We start from the raw sequence: 19,659 nt of genomic DNA, 5'->3' as shown, positions 1-19,659 counted from the left end.
AGAGAACAATCAGCGGGGGCGGTTGACGAAATTAGGACAACAGCTTGCAGCGAGGCCCGAATCAGGCAGCATTCTCCAGGATTTCGGATGAGGTCTGGGCGGCTAACATCCGGGAGATATGTTTTCCTGATTCGACTAGGTGATATTCCATGTTAACACGTGCAGCTTCCGGGTCTCGCTCCAGAATGGCATCTAAGATACGCCGATGCCATTCAATAGCCGAGTATTTTGCATCTTCCACCGCTTTATGGACCGATGATTTGACTTGTGGCATGAGTGCGTGGATGGGTGCGATCAAAAGTGGTACGACACTATTGCCGGATGCGATTGCGATATGTTGGTGGAATGCAAGATCCAAATTGGCGAGTTCTTCATTTCCTCCGGTCCATGAACTCATTGCGTCAAAGTCCTCCTTGAGTTGCCTCGCATCATCGGGGGTATGATAAAGTGCCGCTTCGGCAGCGATTGGCGGTTCAATCAGTTGCCGGGCCTTAATGAGATCAATATACTTCAGGTCTCCACTGTGCTGCTGGAGATACATTTGCAGTGGAGTACTCACCGTCTCAGCAGAGAGCTCGGAGACGAAGATACCGCGCCCTTTTTCGATACGAATCAGGCCGCGTCCAGAAAGCATGCGCAGTGCCTCCCGTAGCACGGTTCGGCTTACTCCAAATTGAGAACACAGGTCTAATTCGGATGCAAGTCGCATTCCAGGCCGCAGATCGTTTTTGCGGATGGAGTTCTCGATGGCTTCAACCACCGAATGACTGAGTAACTGTGGTTTCCCTACGGGTGTGAATTTTTGGGTCATAACAAATCAGGGTCAAAAAGCACTATTCTACGCTGTTTGAGGAGAAAGAGTGCACGACAAAGCAATTGTGAGGGTGCATTCTCTGGCGAAAAGGGAATGATATCACGAGTCGTCAAGTGACAAGGTGCAAGGACAGGATAGAACTGTTTCATTACCGAGTTCAGATTAAAAGCCAAATAATCGGGGAACAAGCAGCGTTATCTGCGGAACGAAGGTGATCAGGATTAGCGCGACCAGCATCGCAATATACAGTGGAGCGAGAGGCCGAATGATTGCCTGGACACTCACCTTGGAAATACCCGCACCGGCAAAGAGAACCGTCCCCACAGGTGGAGTGCAGAGGCCGATGCAAAGATTCGCCACCATCAGGATCCCGAAGTGGAGTGGGTCAATTCCGAAGCCTACGACCACCGGCAGGAAAATGGGAGTAAAGATCAGAATCGCCGGGGTCATATCCATGAAGGTACCCACCATCAACAACAACACATTGATGAGCAATAGCACGACAATCTTGTTATCACTAATTGCTAAAAGGGATTCGGCGATTCCCTGCGGAATCCCCTCAAAAGAAAGGACCCAGGAGAGTGCTAGAGAAGTGCCAATAAGGAGCATCACTACGGCAGTCGTGGTCACACTGTTGAGCAACACATCATAGAGGTCGCGTAGTTGCACCTCACGATAGAGCAGTACGAGTGCAAGGGCATAGAGGACGGCAATCGCAGCAGCTTCCGTCGCGGTAAAGATTCCTGCGATGATTCCCCCAATTACGACCACGACTAGGGTGAGGCTGGGCAGGGCGTGCACGAAGTGCATGAACACTTCCCGAAGTGCCACGCGTTCGCCCCTGCCATACCCTTTCTTGTGTGCGACGAACGCGGTTACGGCCATTAGGAACCCGCCAATGAGAATTCCAGGCAGGTACCCAGCGATGAAGAGTGCGGCGACCGATACGGTGCCACTGGCAAGCGAATACACGATCAGGACATTGCTTGGAGGGATGAGCAATCCAGTTGTAGCAGAGGACACATTAACAGCAGTGCTGAAACCAGGTGCGTAGCCGCCGTCAACCATCTTGGGATGCATGACAGATCCAATTGCAGCTGCCGCGGCGATCCCGGAACCTGAAATTGAACCAAACAGCATACACGCAATGATATTTACAAGTGCGAGGCCTCCGGGGAAAGCCCCGATCAAAGCACGAGCAAGTGCAATGAGACGGCGTGCAATTCCACCCCGCCCCATCAGATTGCCTGCCAGAATGAAAAAGGGGATGGCCAGTAGCGTAAAACTGTCCAGGCCTGTGGCAATGCGCTGTGCTGTTGTGCTGACCGCAGGCACCAAATCCACTGCTACCACCATGGTCAGCAGGGTCGCCATGCCAAGGCAATAAGCCACTGGCACATCCAGCAGCAGCAGAATCAAGAAGCTCACGACAAGTACAAATACGGCAACACCCATCTATCAGATCCAGTTCAGGAGGTATTTGGAATGCGGTCAGCCGTGAGGGTGGAGTCCTCCTGTTGACCAGGATTTTCTCGAAGAGCAATGACACTGTAGTAGGTCATCAAAAGTCCACTGAGCGGAAGTACCAGGTACACGTATCCAATCGGGACTTGGAAGGCTGCAGAAAGCTGATTCAGGTCCAAAGTCACATATACGAGCCAGCTTCCCCCGAAAACCAGTGCGACCATGGAAAAGAGGATAATGACAAGGTGGGCAAAGACATGAACCGATTGTTGCCGGGAAGCTTTCAGTCTTCGTACAAGCACGTCAATACCCAAATGTGCGCGCACACGCAGGGCATACGCAGCACCGAGCAAGCTAATCCAGATGAGCAGGTAAGTGGCGAGTTCTTCTGTATAGGAACTGGGGTTGTTGAGCAAAAAACGCGTAATGACCTGCCAGGACACGGTGACGACCATAATCGACATCAAGGTGACCAATAGTCCTGCAAGAGCTTTGTCCAGAATACGCGTCGTCAACGGTCACGGAAGGTTGGGATTAGGTGACCGGATTCGACTGGCCCACAGCCCAAGCTCAGTACCCTCAAGAGATTCATAGAGCGGTGATACTGCCTCTTGGAAGGGACGCTTTTCCGGCCGAATGACCGTAACCCCGTCTTCTGCTACGGCCCGCAGAGCCTCCTGACTGGCTTCTTCCCATAAATCACGCTGGAAGGTTACGGATTCTTCCACGGCTTGTGTTAACCATTGCCTCTGCAAAGGAGACAGTTTATTCCAAGTATGCGTGCCAATCAGCAGGACATCTGGAGGAGCCGAATGTTCATCCAGAGTGTAATAACGGGCCTGCTCAAAGTGTTTAGAGCCGTAGAAATTTGGAGGATTGTTTTCTGCACCGTCCACGACACCCTGTTGCAATGCAGTGTAGAGCTCTCCATAAGCCATTGGCGTGGCGTTTGCGCCGAGCAGGTTGATCGTTTGGATAGAAAGATTGCTTCGCATCACACGAATTTTCAATCCTTCAAGGTCATCCGGTGTCTCCACTCTTTTATCGTGGATGTAAAAGCTTCGGAATCCGGCGTCGTAATAGCACAGCCCGCGGATTCGGTACGGTTCACCCTGCAGAAGGATGTCCTGTCCTACATCCCCCAGGAGGGTTTCCCAGAGGTGGTCCTGATCTTCAAAGAGATAGGGCAGACTGTAGACTCCCATGGCAGGCACAAAATTCTCAATCACACTGGAAGAGGTCTTCGCCATATCCAGGGTACCGAGTTGGAGGAGTTCGACGGACTCTCGCTCATTCCCCAACTGGCTACTGGGATAGATCTTTACGCTTATCGTACCGCCGGAGAGTTCCTCCAGACGATCTCCCATAAACGCCATTCCAAGGTGTACAGGGTGCGTGGAATCCAGTACATGGGCCAGCCGGAGTTCAATGCTGTCCTCAGAAGAGTTACAGCCCCCGCTACTTAGAAGTAGTGGGACAAGTAGCAAGGAAAACAGCAGGTACTTACCAGTCAGTCTCATTCCGCAGTTATTGAATCCAGCGGTCCATGTCAATCCGGTTGGTTCTCAAGACGACAAACAGGACAAGTTCATTCATTACAGCAATCGATTCCGTGTCAAGGTTCAAATGAAGTACAGGCCGCCGTTTATCTCGATGGATTCACCATTCACATACTCCGAAGCGTCCGATGCCAGAAAGGTGACCACATTCGCTACATCCTGTGACTCCCCCTCACGACCTGACGCTGTCTTGCCGGCAACCATTTTCCGAACCTCATCAGATGTGAAGGTGTCGTGAAAAGTTGTATTAATCAGGCCTGGTGAGACGCAGTTTACACGGATTTTACGCGCGGACAATTCTTTCGCCATTCCGCGGGTCATCGTTAGAACACCTCCCTTTGCTGTCGCATAGGCAATGGATCCACCTCCGCCACCATCACGCGCCGCGAGGGAGGACAGGTTTATGATTGTGCCTCCGGGCTTCATGTAGGCCAATGCCGCCTGAGAAACCAGAAAAACAGATTTGAGATTTACGGCCATAACGGCATCCCAGAAGGATTCGTCCATCTCGTCAAGCTTCTTGCGAGCCAGGAGGCCTCCGGCATTGTTGACCAGGATGTCCAGGGTTCCACCAAAAGCTTCAGTGCCTTCAGCAAGCAGCCGGTTCACTTCCGCACCTTGCGTAATGTCGGCTTGAATCGCAATGGCCTGGCCACCGAACCCGGTCACTTCTGCAACCGTTTCCTCCGCCGCTTCTTTACTGGAGTGATAATTAACAATGACAGAAGCACCCGCTTTGGCCAAATTGTAGACGATCCATCTTCCGATGTCTCTGCCGCCACCGGTGACCAGTGCTACTTTTTTGTTCAGATCAAGAGTCATGCTGTATTTGATTTATGATAGTACGTTGTAGTGAAAAATGGTTAGAGAGTAATTGGGGTGTGGCTCTGAGAAACGGGTGGCTGCATGTTAATTCGCTTCTTGGTTGTTCTGGAAGTCGACATGGTATCTCCCGGTCCACTGGAAAGATTGATCACCGAATACAACCTCCTGCTGTTCGGTGATTTCCTCGGAAAGGTTTGAAACGATTATTTGCCAATGCAGGCCGTCCTGACCATTGATACGGATCACACTGGCTACGTCTGAATGGCCCACCACCTCCACACCCGTGATCCGGGGCCTGGCTTGTACAGAGCGCTCTCGAGCTTCATTAAAGTAGCCATGGGGTTCAATGACGGAGGCAAACAAATGCGTGTCAGCCTGTCGGCGCAGGATTAAAAGAGGATGCGACTGTAGATTAAAATTCGGATCGTTTGCTCCCGTGCGTCCAAGATAAACTTCGGTTCCGGGCCATGCCGAAGAGATCAATGAGTAGTACCGGTTACCGTCGAGCCAGGTATACTGAATGGTTGAATCTCGTTGGGCATGTGCGGTTTGCCAGATATGCTGGTATCCGTGATCATCTCCCAGGGGTTCCAACGCATCCGTATTGGTTTCCAATTGCAGGTTTGAGGTGATGTATTGGCCAGAATAATGCAGCGGGTAATCGTATTGGTGCACTACATCACTACGCAAGCGAAACAGGTCTACAACAACCGGATATGGAAGTGTTTCATCATTGACAAGAAGCATGGTGCGCTGCATGTCTACGCCGTCGTAGTAGGTGTCAGCATGTGCGCTCATCGCAATTGCGGGCGGATTCTCTGATTCAAAAAAATGTCGTTTGGCGGACATTGATTCAGCAGCGTCTTCATCACCCATATTTTGCGACACGCCATCAACGACCACCGTATTGTGTGCAACGGTCTGCATGGCATAGGAGTTGTTTTCCGGCAGGTAACGTCCGCCAAACTTCGGTTCTACATTGATCCATCTTCCGAAGCCGTAGTCTCGAATAACCTGTCGATCCTGATCGAAAAAGATGAAGTGCAATTTATCAAAGTGTCCATGTCCTCCCCCATGCACACCGTATTTCATGAGGAGCATAGACTGATCTGTATCCTGGCCCATTCGGAGAATTCCAAGTCCACCGGAGAGGCCATCACTTCCATCGCTGAATTCGACCGAAGGCCAGGCAATCAGTGGATCCGATTCACTGGATTCAAAATCGCGGGCAAGCGCTAATCCGGACCCATTCAAGGAAACCCGTCCCTGAACTTTGGCTACTCCCAGAAGATCTTCATCCATTCCATAGCGGTCATAGGCCAGAGAGTTAGCCAGAATGACCTCTGGTGCTGCTACATCCATGGTTAACGAAGCGTCATTAATCGGTGGGAAAACCCCATCGGGGAAAGACGTCTGAACCGCTGAATAGTATGCTTTTTTGAGGATCTGATCACGGTATTCGTAGATGCCCACTTCGGGTTGCATGCGCTCCACCGCTTCCGCAAAGTAGAAGAAGGGCATGAGCGCATATCGGATATAGTAAGGTCCTTCCATGTAGTACCCATCCGGTGAGAACAAGAGGTCAAGTTGCGCGAGAAAGCCTCCCTTCCCATCCAGATCTGAGCCGTGCAGAGATTTCTCAACCAATGACAGATCTCCCAATACATATGCAATCATACCGACCGCAGCCACGGCCCAGGTGCCATGATTATGAATTCGGTCAAACTCCGCTTTGTTACGGACAAGAAACCAATCCGCCATGGGTCGAAAGATGTTGCTTTCGAACCGGGTCCGCTCTTCTTCCGAGAGCCAGTCGTACACGCAATCGTAAGCAATGCTGGTGTGTACAAGCCACACTTCCTCGTTGAGAGTTTGATGGAAAAGTTTCCCGGGCTTCTGGTGATGTGCCAGCGGATGTGGGCCAAGTGTTGGATATAAAATGGCATACATTTCCAGCATGTCGCGGACAAAAGCTGCGTATTTGTCCTCACCCGTAATACTGTAGAGCAGACCGGCGTAGCGCATTTCACGGTAGTTTTGCTTGTGCCGTTCATGCTCGTATCCTCCAGCTTCTCCGGGGTTGGGGACTTCCATAGGAATTGCGAATGCAGTTTCCATTGTCTCTTTTGCCAGAGTGATTGCCTCATCAAGCAGGGGGTAGTGTCCTTGTGCTTCTCGAATTGCGAGCGCTTCCTCTTGCGAAATGAAGATACCTGCATGCTGTCCCCAAGCGGTAACGGGTGCAGTGCATACAAGAAAAACAAATAACAGGAAACGTTGCATTAAGAAATCATTTTTGGTTTGCAATCCGCAGGAAATATACTTGAAATATATCACATATCATACAACTTAATAGATTTGATTTGCCGTTCGGCCCATGAGGGGCGCAAGTGCAGTTTCAGCGAAGACCCTATTCCCAGAATTTACTCGGAGCGTGCACCTTTTCACACGGGGAGCTTAGTGTGTGCGACAGGTTTTGTGTCAGATTATAGAGATTTCGAGAGAACCTCAGATTCAGGCCCTTGACAATGCTCGCGAGTTCATATTGAACCATGGAGATCCCGTCATTTTCAATTGGGAGTAGACGACGGAGCTCCGCTGGCATTCGTAATGTTTAATCACACAGGCGGGATCCCCAATGGGTGGGGTTCCCGCGGAACGCTGAGGGGAAACTTCTGTATATTTACGTATTGAGGTGTGTGGCCACTATTCAAAGGGCTTCTATGTTTTACATCTCCCTGAATCTGGACAGCAACGAACAACAAAAGTGTGGTACCATGAAACGATTTTCTTTCATCTTCGCATTGATTTTTGCCGCTCTGGCGGTAGTTCCTCAAAGTCAGGCACAACTTCGCAGAGCAAATCGGGCTCTTGAGCGGGGAGAAATCGAGGAGGCTATGAGTTTGGCGCAAGAGCTATTGGCGGACAAGCCGGATGATCATAGAACTTGGGATTTACTGGCTCGAGTTCACGATGCACAAGCCTCGCAAAGCTCTATGGATGAGTACCTGGGGCATATAGAAGCAATGACCGAGGCGTATCGAAAAGTTCTTGAGCTTGATTCCGGTGAAGCTGACGGTGTGATCGGCCGATTGCAGATCTTTTATATGCAAACATTCAACGCGGGGATCACGGAATTCAACAATGCTCAGTCTGTGGCAGGTGATGATGCCCTGCAGGCGGAACACTTTCAGAATTCTGCAAGGCATTTTCAGGCGACCGCGATCGTCTTTCCAGATTCGTCAGGATCCTATGTAAACTGGGCCTACGCTCTACTTGGAGCTGGTGATAGTGATGCAGCGATTGAACCACTGAAGCTGGCACTTGAAAAAGGTGGTGCGGATCCCGAATTATACAGTTTCTTGGCGCGGATCTACCTCACAAGTGACCGTGCTGCGGAGGCCGTACCTCTTCTGGAAGAGGCCAGTGGTCACTTTCCCAACAACGCTGAGTTGCAAAATTATCTGTTGAATGCATACTCAGAAACAGGACAGGATGATCGTGCACTGGAAACCTATGGCAACGCCGTTGCCAATAATCCAGAAAATTCGATCTATCGATACAACTATGGATCCCTCTTACTTCAGGCAGAACGTTTTGATGAAGCTATTGAGGAGCTTCGTGAGGCGACCTTGCTGGATGAAGGATATGTAGACGCGTACTATAACCTGGGGGCTGCTTATATCAACAAGGCAAACGCGATTCAGCAGCAAATTAATGCCATGGACGATGATATGCGTGAACGACGGGACGAACTTTCAGACGAAGACGAAGCGGGCATCATGGCGGAGATAGATGTCCTTGCGGCGGAGCGCAGAGGATTATATGAGGAATCAATCATACCATTGGAAGCGGCGAAGGAGTACGCAGAAATGGAAGAGGGACGTTCCTTAGTGGCAATATGTGCGGCCTTGTTCCAGGCGTATGCCCAGACAGGTCAGGAGGATAAGGCGGAGTTAGTTGGTGAGTGTGCCGGTATGTAGTTCACGGAGGTGGCGAACATAGAGTTCCGCTACACTGGGCCAACTGAATTTTGCGGTGGTATGGTTGTGCGCCTTCTTCCGGGCTGTCGGGGAGGTGGGGTAGTTCAGGATGGCATTCTTGAAGGCTGAGGCATCGCCACTTGGCACAAGCCGCCCATTGACATCATTAGTAATGACATCCCGGATCCCTTCGAGGTTCGCAGCGATGGCCGGTGTGCCGGATGAACCAGCTTCCAGCATGACGACGCCGAAGCCCTCCATATCTCCCTCAACAGGTAGATTCGGCATAATCAGAAGATCGGACTCGCCGTAGAGTTTTTCGAGATGTTCATCGGAGCAGCGGCCGAGTAGATGCACGCGCGCTTCAAGCCCACGTGCTGCGGCGGCGTGCCGGATGGCTTCTGACTCGGGCCCCGTGCCGGCGATCCAGTATTCGATGTGTGACGGCAGCATTGGCAAGACTTGGTCGACAAACCAGGCAAAGCCTTTCCGTTTTACCAGACGGCCGACGCTAAGCAGTTTTTGCACGCCGCCCTCGCTCCCAGGTCCAACCGTGTATCTTGATACGGTGACTCCATTCGGAATGACTTGAATCCGTGACGGGGGCATGCCCCGCTTTTCACATTCAAGCCCGGTCGCCCGACTCACGGGCAAAACACAGTCGAGGGTCTTCAAGGTACGGCGAACCTGTAAGGTCTGATAGATTCCCGGAAGAGTTACATCCCGGCCGTGAGCAATGGCAGCTAACTGAATGTTTGCAGCCGAGCACCGTTTGCGTATGAGTGTCGCGAGAGCTCCCGTTACCATGGACGAAAACAGCACGACGTCTATCTGTCCTTGTGAGGCGATCTGGTGCAGGCGAGCCGCTGTTACTGCAAGCCAGGGAGCACACTGAATATGGTGCCACTTCCATGCACTGCGCAGCACCAACTGCCGATACTGTAGATCATCTCGTTCTGCCAGTACATCTGCAAGTTCTACGGCAACGCGCTGCATCCCCCCGATACTCTCAAGGGGGCTATCCTCAGGGGGGAACGAGTGAGAAACAAATAGCAGACGCAAAACTAAGCAACCGCTTTCCGAATGCGTCGTCCAGATCCGGATGTGGCAAGAGCATTACCATGCTTTCCGGGGAATTCCCGCCAGATCTCTTGATAGTAGCTGGCTAGGTGGCCCATAATATTGGTCCACTCGAAAGCCATCGCCCGCTCGCGGGCCGCTCTGCCCAACGTTTCCCGGAGCTGATGATCAGAGATAAGCCGGGTTACGCATTCAAGAAACGCCGAAGTATCCCGTGGGGGAGCCAGATAGCCAGTTTTGCCATCAAGGACGAGAAGGTCACTACCACTTGCGTTGGCGCATACCGTCGGAAGACCCGAAGCCATGGCTTCCAGGGTTACGTTGCCAAAGGTTTCCGTGTCGCTGGGGAACAGGAAGACATCACCGGACGCATATGCAGTGGCAAGTTCTTTTCCCTCCAGAGGGCCAGTAAACACCGTATCTTTGAGACGCCCCTTGAGTGTATCCTGTGCCGGGCCGTCACCGACGATCAGGCCCTTATGTGCAATTCCTGCCGCACTCAGATTTTCAAGCACGTCGGCAAAAACAGCTAGATTTTTCTCCCACACAAGCCGCCCGACGTAGGAAACCACTACGTCGTCATTCTCAAAGCCTTGAGCGAAGCGCCATTTTTGACTTCGGTGATCAGGAGAAAACCGCTTTGGATCTACGCCTCGTGCCCATACCCGGATTCCATTTGTGATTCCATTGGAACGCAACATGTCGCCAATGCTGGGGGAAGGAACGTAGATATGCTCAACCTGAGAGTAGAACCAGCGTCCATACCGCCATGCTGTATCCTCCAGGAAATCCATACGGTAGAGTGGATTATACTCTGCAAAGTATTTCAGGTAGGCGGTGAAGTGTGTGTGAAACGAGGATACGACGGGGACCTGACGGGACCTTGCCCATTTTAGCGCCTGTGCACCAGCGTAGTCCGGAGTAGCAATGTGAACCAAGTCCGGCTCAAATGCTTCCAGGCGGGACCATCCCTTTCTGGAAATGCCAACACTCAGGCGATAGTCACTTCGGCCAGGAACCGGAATGGACGGTACCGAAATCAGCGTACCGTTGTGAGAAAGAGCGGGCGGCTTGTTGGTGGTTGGAGCAAAAATAAGCACTTTGGCACCGCGACCCTCCAGATAACGAACTAGGCGGTTGAGCGTCAGCGCAACACCATCCGAAATATGGTTATAGGCACCCGCGAATAATGCAATTCGCCTTCCGGCTACCGGTGCATGAACAGACACATCCGTAAATGGTGACATGAATCAAGCTCAAAGTAGAAAATTGCACACGTACCCAAGGGGGAGTCGCAACCAATTGCAAGAAAGTAACAGCAGGACTCAGGCGGGCACCTTTTTTAGTTCCAGCAAAGGAGCCAGAAAACGCCCAGTATGACTTTCAGGAACACGGATGACCTCTTCTGGAGTCCCGGAGGCAACAATGCGCCCACCATTTGAGCCGCCCTCGGGTCCTAGGTCAATGATATGGTCGGCACATTTGAGCGTATCCAGGTTGTGTTCTATGATGACAACCGTGTGTTTTGCTTCAACGAGTTGCTCAAACGCATGGATCAACTTCTGCACGTCTACAAAATGTAATCCGGTTGTCGGCTCGTCAAATATGTAAAAGACATGGTGATTCGGTTGCTGAACCAGGCAACTCGCCAACTTAATTCGCTGTGCCTCCCCGCCAGACAATGTGGGCGCAGGTTGTCCTAACTTCAGATAGCCGAGTCCAACGGTCTGCAGCGGCGAAAGCAGCCGACATAGGCGGGCATTGTCACCAAAAAACTCTAGCGCCTGATCGATAGACAGGTTGAGCACCTCGTGGATATTCTTTCCCTTGTAGAGCACATGCAGTGCTTCGTCGCTGTAACGGGTACCGTTACATTCTTCGCAGGGAAGATGGAGATCGGCCAGGAACTGCATTTCCACAGTGACCGCTCCTTCACCATCGCATTCGGAACAGCGACCTCCTGGGATATTGAACGAAAAAAAACCGGGTTGATAGTTGTGTAGTTTTGATTGGGAGGTTTGCGAAAAAAGGTGCCGGATGATGTCAAATGCCTTCACGTAAGTCACCGGGTTCGAGCGTGAAGATCGCCCGATCGGTGATTGGTCAACAATCTGGACTGACTTGATACTTTTGTGAACTCTCAGTGACGTACAAGGAAGAGAGTCCGGGTTAGCAAATTCGGGGCTAAGCGTGTCTTTTAACCCCCTGTATAAAATTTCCTGGACCAGCGTGGATTTACCTGAGCCGCTGACTCCAGTCACACAGGTAATCAGTTCCAGGGGGAATTTTACATCAAGGTTTTTCAGATTGTGGAGGTTTGCCCCCTTAACTTCAGCGACACGAGTCCAATCAGGTTTGCGGCGTTTTTCGGGAACGGGAATCGATTCATTCCCGCTGAGGTAAGCACCGGTCCTTGAATTTTCGTGCTCAAGCATTTCGCTGATTGGGCCCTGGAAGATCAATTCGCCTCCCCGGTTTCCCGATTCAGGTCCCAGGTCAACGATATGATCTGCGCTGCGGATCACATCCGGGTCGTGCTCAACGACGATCACGGTGTTGCCCAAATCACGCATGCGCTTGAGAATCGCCACCAGCCGCAACGTATCTCTTGGATGGAGCCCAATCGTGGGCTCATCAAGGACATAAAGGGCTCCAACGAGAGCGCTTCCGAGCGCTGTGGCTAAGCGGATTCGTTGACTCTCTCCCCCGCTGAGCGTCTCGGATAGTCGCCCCAGGGTGATGTACTCAAGACCAACATCAATCAGGAAGCGGAGACGTTTGCGGATTTCGTGGAGCAGGATCTCGGCGGCCTCCTGATCATAGCGGGAAAGTTCGAGATGATCAAAAAACTCTTTGGCCTCCTGTATCGTCATCTCAACCACCTGACCAAGATGTTTGCCACCAACCTGCACATACAAGGCATCCTGACAAAGACGTGCTCCGTTGCACTGAATACAATCACCGAAGCCCATAAACCGGGCATTGTGAAAGCGATGTGTTTTGCTGTAGGTATTCCGTTGCAGATACCGGAAGAAACCAAAAACCCCCTTGTAGGAGAATCCATCCCCATGCCATAAAACATGCTTATGTTCTTCGGGAAGGCTCTCGTACGGCACCTGAGTATCGATCCTCATCTTCTTTGCACACCGAAGCATGCCGTCTCTGAATTCACCCCAGCGAGATCCTTCAAATGGCTTTAGGGCTCCTTCAACGAGAGACAGCTTTGGATCGGGGACAACCAGGTCCCGGTCCACTCCCTTCGATCGGCCATACCCGTTACAAGAGGGGCAAGCACCCAAGGGGCTGGTAAAGGAGAACATCTTCGGATGTGGCTTCGAAAAAGTTATCCCGTCCAATTCGAGCCACTTGCAGAAATCCAGTCTGGATTCGAGAAGATCCCGTGAGGTCTTCGAAGGGACAAAGACAGAGCAGTCCCCATGCCCCTCGCGAAACGCCAACTCAACCGAGTCGGCAATGCGGCTTGTCACCTTCTCGTCATCTTTCCGGGTCATTAGGCGGTCAAGTAGCACCCAAGTCAAATTTAACGGGACCGGAAGATCATCAGCCCCCGACTTCGTCAGATCAAACAGGTTAATCTTTTCTCCCTCGGAGACATAAAGCAGTCGATGGAAGCCTCTCTCTAGGAGGACATTCAAAGGGGGAGAACTGGAGTCACTATTTCGAGTGGGAAAGGTCAAATAGAATCGCGTGCCGTCAGGTAAGCTGGTCCGAAGGGTATTGGCAACGGAACGAGGGGTATCCCGGGTGACCACATTCCCACTGATCGGAGAAACGATCTTGCCGATTTGGGCATAGAGCATACGGAGATGGTCATAGATTTCCGTTTGTGTGGCTACCGTTGAACGCGGGTTTTTCGAGAGCATGCGTTGCTCGATGGCGATGGCTGGCGCGAGCCCCGTAATAAAATCCACATCGGGCTTATCCATTCGCTCCAGAAATTGGCGCGCATAGGAGCTCAAGCTCTCCATGTAACGTCTCTGGCCCTCTGCAAAAATAGTGTCAAAGGCCAAGCTTGACTTACCAGAACCGGAGGGACCGGTTACGACCACGAGGCGGCGCTTCGGCAAGGTCAAATCAAAGCCCTTTAAGTTATGCTGACGGGCCCCCCGGACCGTGATGTAATCGCGGGGACTCAAATGAGGCATACGAATTTGAGATCAAACCCTTTTTTACGCACATTCAGGCAACTTGCTCTCGGAACCGTGTGGCGGTGCATCTGTAGCAAGTGAGTGCCGGTACGAGTGCACACTTTACTATATGATTTTTGTTAATCCGCTGGTCTTAATAGGATTGATTGCAGCGGTTCTTCCCCTACTCGTACATCTGTTCAATTTCCGACGGCCAAGGCGTCTGGAGTACAGTTCACTTGCTCTGCTGCGGTCCATCCAGCAAATGGCTGTGCAGCGAGTGCGTATCCGCAACTGGCTGCTCCTTGTTTTGAGGACATTAGCACTATGTGCTCTGGTTTTTGTGTTTGCGCGTCCAACGCTGGTTGGATCCTCCAGCACGCAGTTTTTTGGGCGTTCCAGTGTCTCGATGGTACTGGCAATTGATGCATCCTTGTCCATGATGCAGCGGGACTCTGACGGAACACGTCTGGACCAGGCAAAAGCAATGGCGCAGTCCATCGTGCAGTCAGCTGCCCCAGGGGATGAGATCTTTATCATGCGGTCAGATGCGCAGCAGCTTGAACCCATCAACGATTTAATGGGGTTGCAGCCAACTTACGTGACCATAGCAGCGGTCTCAGCGATACGGCAGGCAGCCGAGTTGCTGGGTCAGGAGGCAACGCACCTAAACAGGATCGTCTATTACCTGGGAGATCTCCAGGAGTCCACGTTGATGGATTCTCTGCAGACATCCCTGCAGGGGGACGTTCGTGTGATGTTGATTCCTGTTGGTGGAACGGAAGTGAGGCCCAACGTGGGGATTGCCGGTGTACAGGTAGTCAGCCGAATTGTGGATCCGGGCACACCGGTTGCGGTTGAGGCGACCGTGATCAATCACGGAGTCTCGCCAATCGATGATTACGCCGTGAGTTTGTATCTGGAAGATAATCGGGTTGCGCAAACCAGCGTTGCGCTTGCACCTGAGGTGCCGGTCCGTGTATCGCTTCGAGGAGCAGCAGAGACGCGAGGATGGATTGCGGGTTACGTGGTGACAGAGGATGATGGGTTAGCAGAGGATAATCAGCGGTATTTCACTCTCGATGTGCCGGAGCGAAGGGATATCCTGGTGGTACATGGGCGTCAGGCGCAGACAAGTCATGTGGAACTGGCTCTTTCTCTGCAGAATGAATCCGGTGGACTGCAGACAACGAAAATCCCACAGCGTGGATTGGCGGCTGCACCCCTGAGCCAGTATTCAGCAATCTTTCTGATCGGACCGGGTGAGCTGAGTAGTGGGGAAGTTAGTAGGCTTGATCAGTATGTTCAAGATGGAGGAGGATTGCTGATTTTCCCAGGTGCAGATCCGGCTCCGGTGAATATTCTTATGGAGACGTTCGATGCAGGGCATGTAGCGATTGAGGAGCAGGAGACTTCCATTGAATCGGCAGATTTTGAGCATCCACTGTTCGAGGGGGTCTTTACGGCTTCAGAGCGTACCCAGAGATTAGAAGCGGTGCGTGTTCACCGCGCTGCACGATACGTGCCAGGAGCCGCCGTAGAGCAGACCTTGATCACGCTTCTGGGTCAGACCCCGTTTTTACAGGAAATCCAGTACAAGAATGGTCATATACTCTTCCTGGCAGTCGCGCCGGAGTTGTCATGGAGTGATTTGCCGGTCCGCGGTTTATTTGTTCCACTGATGTACCGGGCAGCACATTATCTCTCCGCCGGGGGATCCGTCCAGGGTGAAGAAGTCCTGGTTGGTGAACAGGCTACGATCAGGGTCGCTGCGGTACAGGGACAAATCACACTGGAAATGCCCGATGGAACCGAACAAATGCCGACAGAGCGCCAAGTCTTTGGTGCAAGCCTGATTGAATTCGAAGCGGATTCACCGGGAATCACGCAGGTACGGATGGAAAATCGTCCTGTACGGCTTGTCAGTGTTGGACTTGATCCTAGGGAATCCCGTTTATCTTATGCAGTTCCGGAGGAAGCTGGCGGCCTGCTTGAAGAAGCGCTGGATGCTCCAGTTGATATCCTGGAGGCGGATTCCCAGGACGACGGTGCGATGAGGCAGGCACGCGTAGGCGTAGAGCTCTGGCGTCACTTTTTGGTGCTGGCGCTTCTTCTTCTGGCAGCAGAAATGATCCTTGCTTCACGTTGGAGGAGCCGTTAAAGTATGGGACGAAAACTACACATTACGGGTGAGCCGCATAAGGAGACGGTCCTACTGGTAGGCGCGGTGTACGCAAAAGGCAGTGGGGACGACTCTCTTGATGAGTTGGCACAATTGGCGGAAACGGCTGGCGCATCCGTAGCTGGTCGCGTGAAGCAGGTCCTGCAAAGACCGAATCCAGCGACCTATATCGGCTCGGGAAAAGTCGAAGAGATTGCAGAGATCGTGCAAAACGAAAAAATCAATACCGTATTGTTTGATGATGAGTTGAGCCCAAACCAGGTCCGAAACCTCGAGCGGTTAATTGGTTGTAAGCTCATTGACCGACCCCAACTCATTTTGGATATTTTTGCAAAGCGTGCAAAAACGGCAATAGCTAAAACCCAAGTCGAACTGGCACAACTGGATTATCTGCGTACACGGTTGACAAGGCAGTGGACACACCTCTCAAGGCAACAGGGAGGGATCGGGACACGAGGCCCTGGAGAGACCCAGATTGAAACGGACCGCAGACTGATCGGGCAGCGTATGGCGACGCTCCGCGAACGCCTGAAGCGAATAGATCAGCAGCGCAGAACGCAAAGAAGACGAAGAGCAAAATATTGCAGAATCGCTCTTGTAGGCTACACGAATGCAGGAAAATCCACCCTGATGAACGCCCTTTCTCAGAGTGGAGTCTTCGCAGAGGATCGGCTTTTTGCAACCCTGGATGCAACCACGCGTCAGTGGCCACTCTCCAGTTCAACAACAGTATTGCTCTCGGATACCGTTGGATTCATCCGTAAACTGCCACACAAACTGATTGAGAGCTTCAAGAGCACACTTGACGAAGTGCGCCAAAGTGATGTGTTGCTTCATGTGGTCAGTACTGCACATCCAGGTTTTGAAAATCAGATGACAGTTGTGCGCCAGACGCTGCAGGAAATCGGTGCTCTGGAGATCCCTACCCTGCTGGTTTTTAACAAGATTGATGCGCTGGAAGCGCCCTCGGAAATCTTGCCTGCTTTGAAACGTGATTACCCGGAAGCAATCCCGATCGCTGCTTTACGCGGAATCGGCCTGAATACCCTGACCAGTCGTGTTGAAGACATGGTTCGGGGAACACAGGTTGAGGACTCCGCCTTGATCCCGGTCACCGATGGTCGCACTTTGGCAGAGATTCGGCGACTAGGCGAGGTGCTCGGTCAGGAACTGGTCCAGGTGAGCAGCAATGGGGAGCTCGCTAGCGAAGAGGCGCTTCATGTGCGTTTCCGTATTACAAATGACAAGTCGGACGAGCTTATGCGCCTGCTTGCACCCCACAGAGGATTGAAGCGGCTCCCCGGGGAGGCCTGATAACAGTGCAGTTTCTAGAAAAGATATATCAGGGTTGCGGGGCTTCAAACAATGACTTTACGGGGGATTTTTGAGAAGTCGAAGAGAGCACCTCTGAGGAACAAATGCAGCGCGGAATAGTTACTTCCGTGTTGCCGGTACGGTGGATTGCATCCATCCCTTTATTTAGATGTGCTGGCCCATTACGCAGTAGAAATCCGATGTTACCGTTCGGTGGATTTGATTCCAAAAATTAATGCTTGTGCAATCGGATTAGACTTGTCTCTCGCGTCCTCCAATTTTGTTCAATGATCGCGAGTTGCTGCCTGTATCCAACAGACAACGGTAGGGGCTGACAGTAAAGGAAGCCCCATTAGGGTATCCATGAAGAAATCAGAATATAGTGCTGGAAATATCCAGGTCCTTGACGGCTTGGAGGCGGTGCGTAAGCGCCCCGCCATGTATATCGGGGATGTCAATCTCCGCGGACTTCATCACCTGGTTTATGAAGTCGTTGACAATGCGATCGATGAAGCACTGGTGGGGCACTGCGATCATATAGAGGTTCGTATCTGCAAGGATGGATCAATTGAAGTCAGGGATAATGGCCGGGGAATCCCGGTCGGGATGCACCCGGAGCAGCAAAGGCCAGCACTGGAAGTCGTGATGACGGTGCTGCATGCCGGCGGCAAATTCGATGACAAGACCTACAAAGTGTCCGGGGGACTTCATGGTGTTGGACTTTCCTGTGTGAATGCACTCTCGCATCGTTTACAGGCAAGTGTATACAGAGATGGATACCTGTGGGAGCAGTCCTATGAGTGCGGTCAGCCAGTCGCTGACATGAAAAAGGTTCGCCCCATGAAGTCTGACGAGACCACGGGGACCAGAATACGGTTCTGGCCAGATAAGAGCATTTTTCTTGATTGTGATTTTCGGTTTGATACGATCAGTAAGCGTCTTCGTGAGCTTGCATACCTGAATGCCAAAGTAAAAATCAACCTAGAGGATCTTCGTCCAGGTCGACAGGATCGTGAAGAGTACTACTTTGAGGGAGGCCTGCGGGAGTTCGTAGAATACTTGGATGAGTCACGTACACCGATTCATAATGAGGTCATCTGCTTTCGGGATGATGCGGGGACCGTTGAAATTGCCATGCGCTATAACTCGGGATTTTCCTCGAATGTGCTGTCATTTGTAAACAACATCCATACGCATGAAGGGGGCACGCACATTTCGGGATTCAGGACGGCATTGACCCGAACACTGAAGAGCAGCGCTGAGCGGAACAATCTGTTCAAGAATTTTAAGGGCGACCTGACGGGAGATGATTTTCGTGAGGGGCTTACGGCAGTGCTTTCTGTAAAAGTGGCTGATCCGCAGTTCGAAGGACAAACGAAGACGAAACTGGGCAACTCTGAGGTAATGGGGCAGGTGCAGAGTGTTGTAGGCGAAAAGTTGGATCACTGGCTGGAAGATCACCCCAAGGAGTTGAAGTTGATCGTAGACAAAGTGGTGATCGCAGCCACGGCCCGGCAAGCGGCCCGGCAGGCCCGTGCATTGGTTCAGCGAAAAAACGCATTCGCTTCTGGCGGACTGCCAGGAAAGCTCGCTGACTGCTCTTCGCGGAAGCCGGAAGAAGGTGAGCTCTATTTGGTAGAGGGGGATTCAGCAGGTGGCTCCGCCAAACAGGCGCGTGATCGGCACTTCCAGGCAATCCTGCCACTGAGAGGCAAGATTCTCAATGTTGAAAAGGCCCGGTTGGATCGAGTGTTGGAGAACGAGGAGATCCGAAATATTATCACGGCCCTGGGAACGGGGATTGCAGTCTCCGAAGAGGATTTTGACCTTGAGAAGCTACGTTACCACAAGATCCTGCTCATGACAGATGCAGATATAGATGGTGCGCATATTCGGACGCTTCTTTTAACCTTCTTCTATCGCCATCTTTGTCCTCTGATTGAGAGTGGACGGGTTTTTATTGCACTGCCACCGCTCTACAAAGCGAAGCAGGGGAAAAAGGAGGAATACTGCTGGTCCGACGAGGCCCTCCGTAAAGCGGTAGAGCAGATGCAGGAAAATGGCAGCGGTAAAGTGGTCATCCAACGCTACAAGGGACTCGGGGAAATGAATCCAAGACAGCTCTGGGACACAACCATGGATCCCAAAATGCGCCAGTTGAAGCGTGTGACGATTGAGGATGCAGTACATGCTGATCGGATTTTCTCGACGCTGATGGGAGACCAGGTAGAGCCCCGCCGCCGGTTCATTGAGCGCAATGCACGCTACGCTACACTGGATGTATAGTCGC

Annotated in this window: 13 protein-coding genes; 4 read left to right on the top strand and 9 right to left on the bottom strand. The window is 51.9% G+C overall.

Features of this window, described 5'->3' with window-relative positions; all coding sequences use genetic code 11:
* Positions 1 to 61 precede the first annotated feature (61 nt).
* From F4Y64_02665 to F4Y64_02640, 6 genes are all read right to left on the bottom strand, one after another.
* Positions 62 to 811 (bottom strand): FadR family transcriptional regulator, encoded by a 750-nt coding sequence (locus F4Y64_02665; protein ID MXX96503.1) that lies wholly within the window; start codon positions 809 to 811, stop codon positions 62 to 64.
* Between the two features lie 165 nt (positions 812 to 976).
* On the bottom strand, positions 977 to 2,269 hold the full coding sequence (locus F4Y64_02660; GenBank protein MXX96502.1) for a TRAP transporter large permease subunit: 1,293 nt from the start codon (positions 2,267 to 2,269) through the stop codon (positions 977 to 979).
* 14 nt (positions 2,270 to 2,283) lie between these two features.
* Positions 2,284 to 2,742: a TRAP transporter small permease gene (locus F4Y64_02655; GenBank protein ID MXX96501.1), complete on the bottom strand. Its 459-nt coding sequence runs from the start codon at positions 2,740 to 2,742 to the stop codon at positions 2,284 to 2,286.
* A gap of 54 nt (positions 2,743 to 2,796) precedes the next feature.
* Positions 2,797 to 3,798, bottom strand: coding sequence for a TRAP transporter substrate-binding protein (locus F4Y64_02650; GenBank protein MXX96500.1), 1,002 nt, complete (start codon positions 3,796 to 3,798; stop codon positions 2,797 to 2,799).
* 102 nt (positions 3,799 to 3,900) lie between these two features.
* A complete protein-coding gene (locus tag F4Y64_02645; protein MXX96499.1) occupies positions 3,901 to 4,659 on the bottom strand; it encodes a glucose 1-dehydrogenase in 759 nt (252 codons plus the stop codon).
* Positions 4,660 to 4,746: 87 nt separating this feature from the next.
* Entirely contained in the window at positions 4,747 to 6,945 is a 2,199-nt protein-coding gene (locus F4Y64_02640; protein ID MXX96498.1) for an alginate lyase family protein, read from the bottom strand.
* 440 nt (positions 6,946 to 7,385) lie between these two features.
* Here F4Y64_02640 and F4Y64_02635 point away from each other — a divergent pair, with 440 nt between their 5' ends.
* Positions 7,386 to 8,645, top strand: a complete 1,260-nt coding sequence (locus tag F4Y64_02635) for a tetratricopeptide repeat protein (GenBank protein MXX96497.1) — start codon at positions 7,386 to 7,388, stop codon at positions 8,643 to 8,645.
* On the opposite strand, the gene F4Y64_02630 is transcribed toward F4Y64_02635, so the two are convergent.
* The 3 genes from F4Y64_02630 to uvrA all read right to left on the bottom strand — a co-directional run bounded on the left by F4Y64_02630 (position 8,619) and on the right by uvrA (position 13,891).
* On the bottom strand, positions 8,619 to 9,641 hold the full coding sequence (locus F4Y64_02630; protein ID MXX96496.1) for a glycosyltransferase family 4 protein: 1,023 nt from the start codon (positions 9,639 to 9,641) through the stop codon (positions 8,619 to 8,621). The two genes, F4Y64_02635 and F4Y64_02630, sit on opposite strands and share 27 nt — an antisense overlap.
* 68 nt (positions 9,642 to 9,709) lie before the next feature.
* Positions 9,710 to 10,972, bottom strand: coding sequence for a glycosyltransferase family 1 protein (locus F4Y64_02625; GenBank protein MXX96495.1), 1,263 nt, complete (start codon positions 10,970 to 10,972; stop codon positions 9,710 to 9,712).
* A 78-nt stretch (positions 10,973 to 11,050) separates the two neighbouring features.
* On the bottom strand, positions 11,051 to 13,891 hold the full coding sequence (uvrA, locus tag F4Y64_02620; GenBank protein MXX96494.1) for an excinuclease ABC subunit A: 2,841 nt from the start codon (positions 13,889 to 13,891) through the stop codon (positions 11,051 to 11,053).
* Between the two features lie 112 nt (positions 13,892 to 14,003).
* Here uvrA and F4Y64_02615 point away from each other — a divergent pair, with 112 nt between their 5' ends.
* The 3 genes from F4Y64_02615 (at position 14,004) to gyrB (ending at position 19,655) form a co-directional block, all read left to right on the top strand.
* Complete coding sequence (locus F4Y64_02615) at positions 14,004 to 16,034, top strand: hypothetical protein (protein ID MXX96493.1); 2,031 nt, start codon at positions 14,004 to 14,006, stop codon at positions 16,032 to 16,034.
* Positions 16,035 to 16,037: 3 nt separating this feature from the next.
* Positions 16,038 to 17,369 (top strand): GTPase HflX, encoded by a 1,332-nt coding sequence (gene hflX, locus F4Y64_02610; GenBank protein ID MXX96492.1) that lies wholly within the window; start codon positions 16,038 to 16,040, stop codon positions 17,367 to 17,369.
* 363 nt (positions 17,370 to 17,732) lie between these two features.
* Complete coding sequence (gene gyrB / locus F4Y64_02605; GenBank protein MXX96491.1) at positions 17,733 to 19,655, top strand: DNA topoisomerase (ATP-hydrolyzing) subunit B; 1,923 nt, start codon at positions 17,733 to 17,735, stop codon at positions 19,653 to 19,655.
* Positions 19,656 to 19,659 lie beyond the last annotated feature (4 nt).

Source organism: Rhodothermaceae bacterium, assembly GCA_009838195.1.
GTDB lineage: Bacteria > Bacteroidota > Rhodothermia > Rhodothermales > Bin80 > Bin80.
The sequence above is the reverse complement of the archived record's forward strand: the minus strand, read 5'-3'. Positions and strand labels throughout refer to the sequence as shown.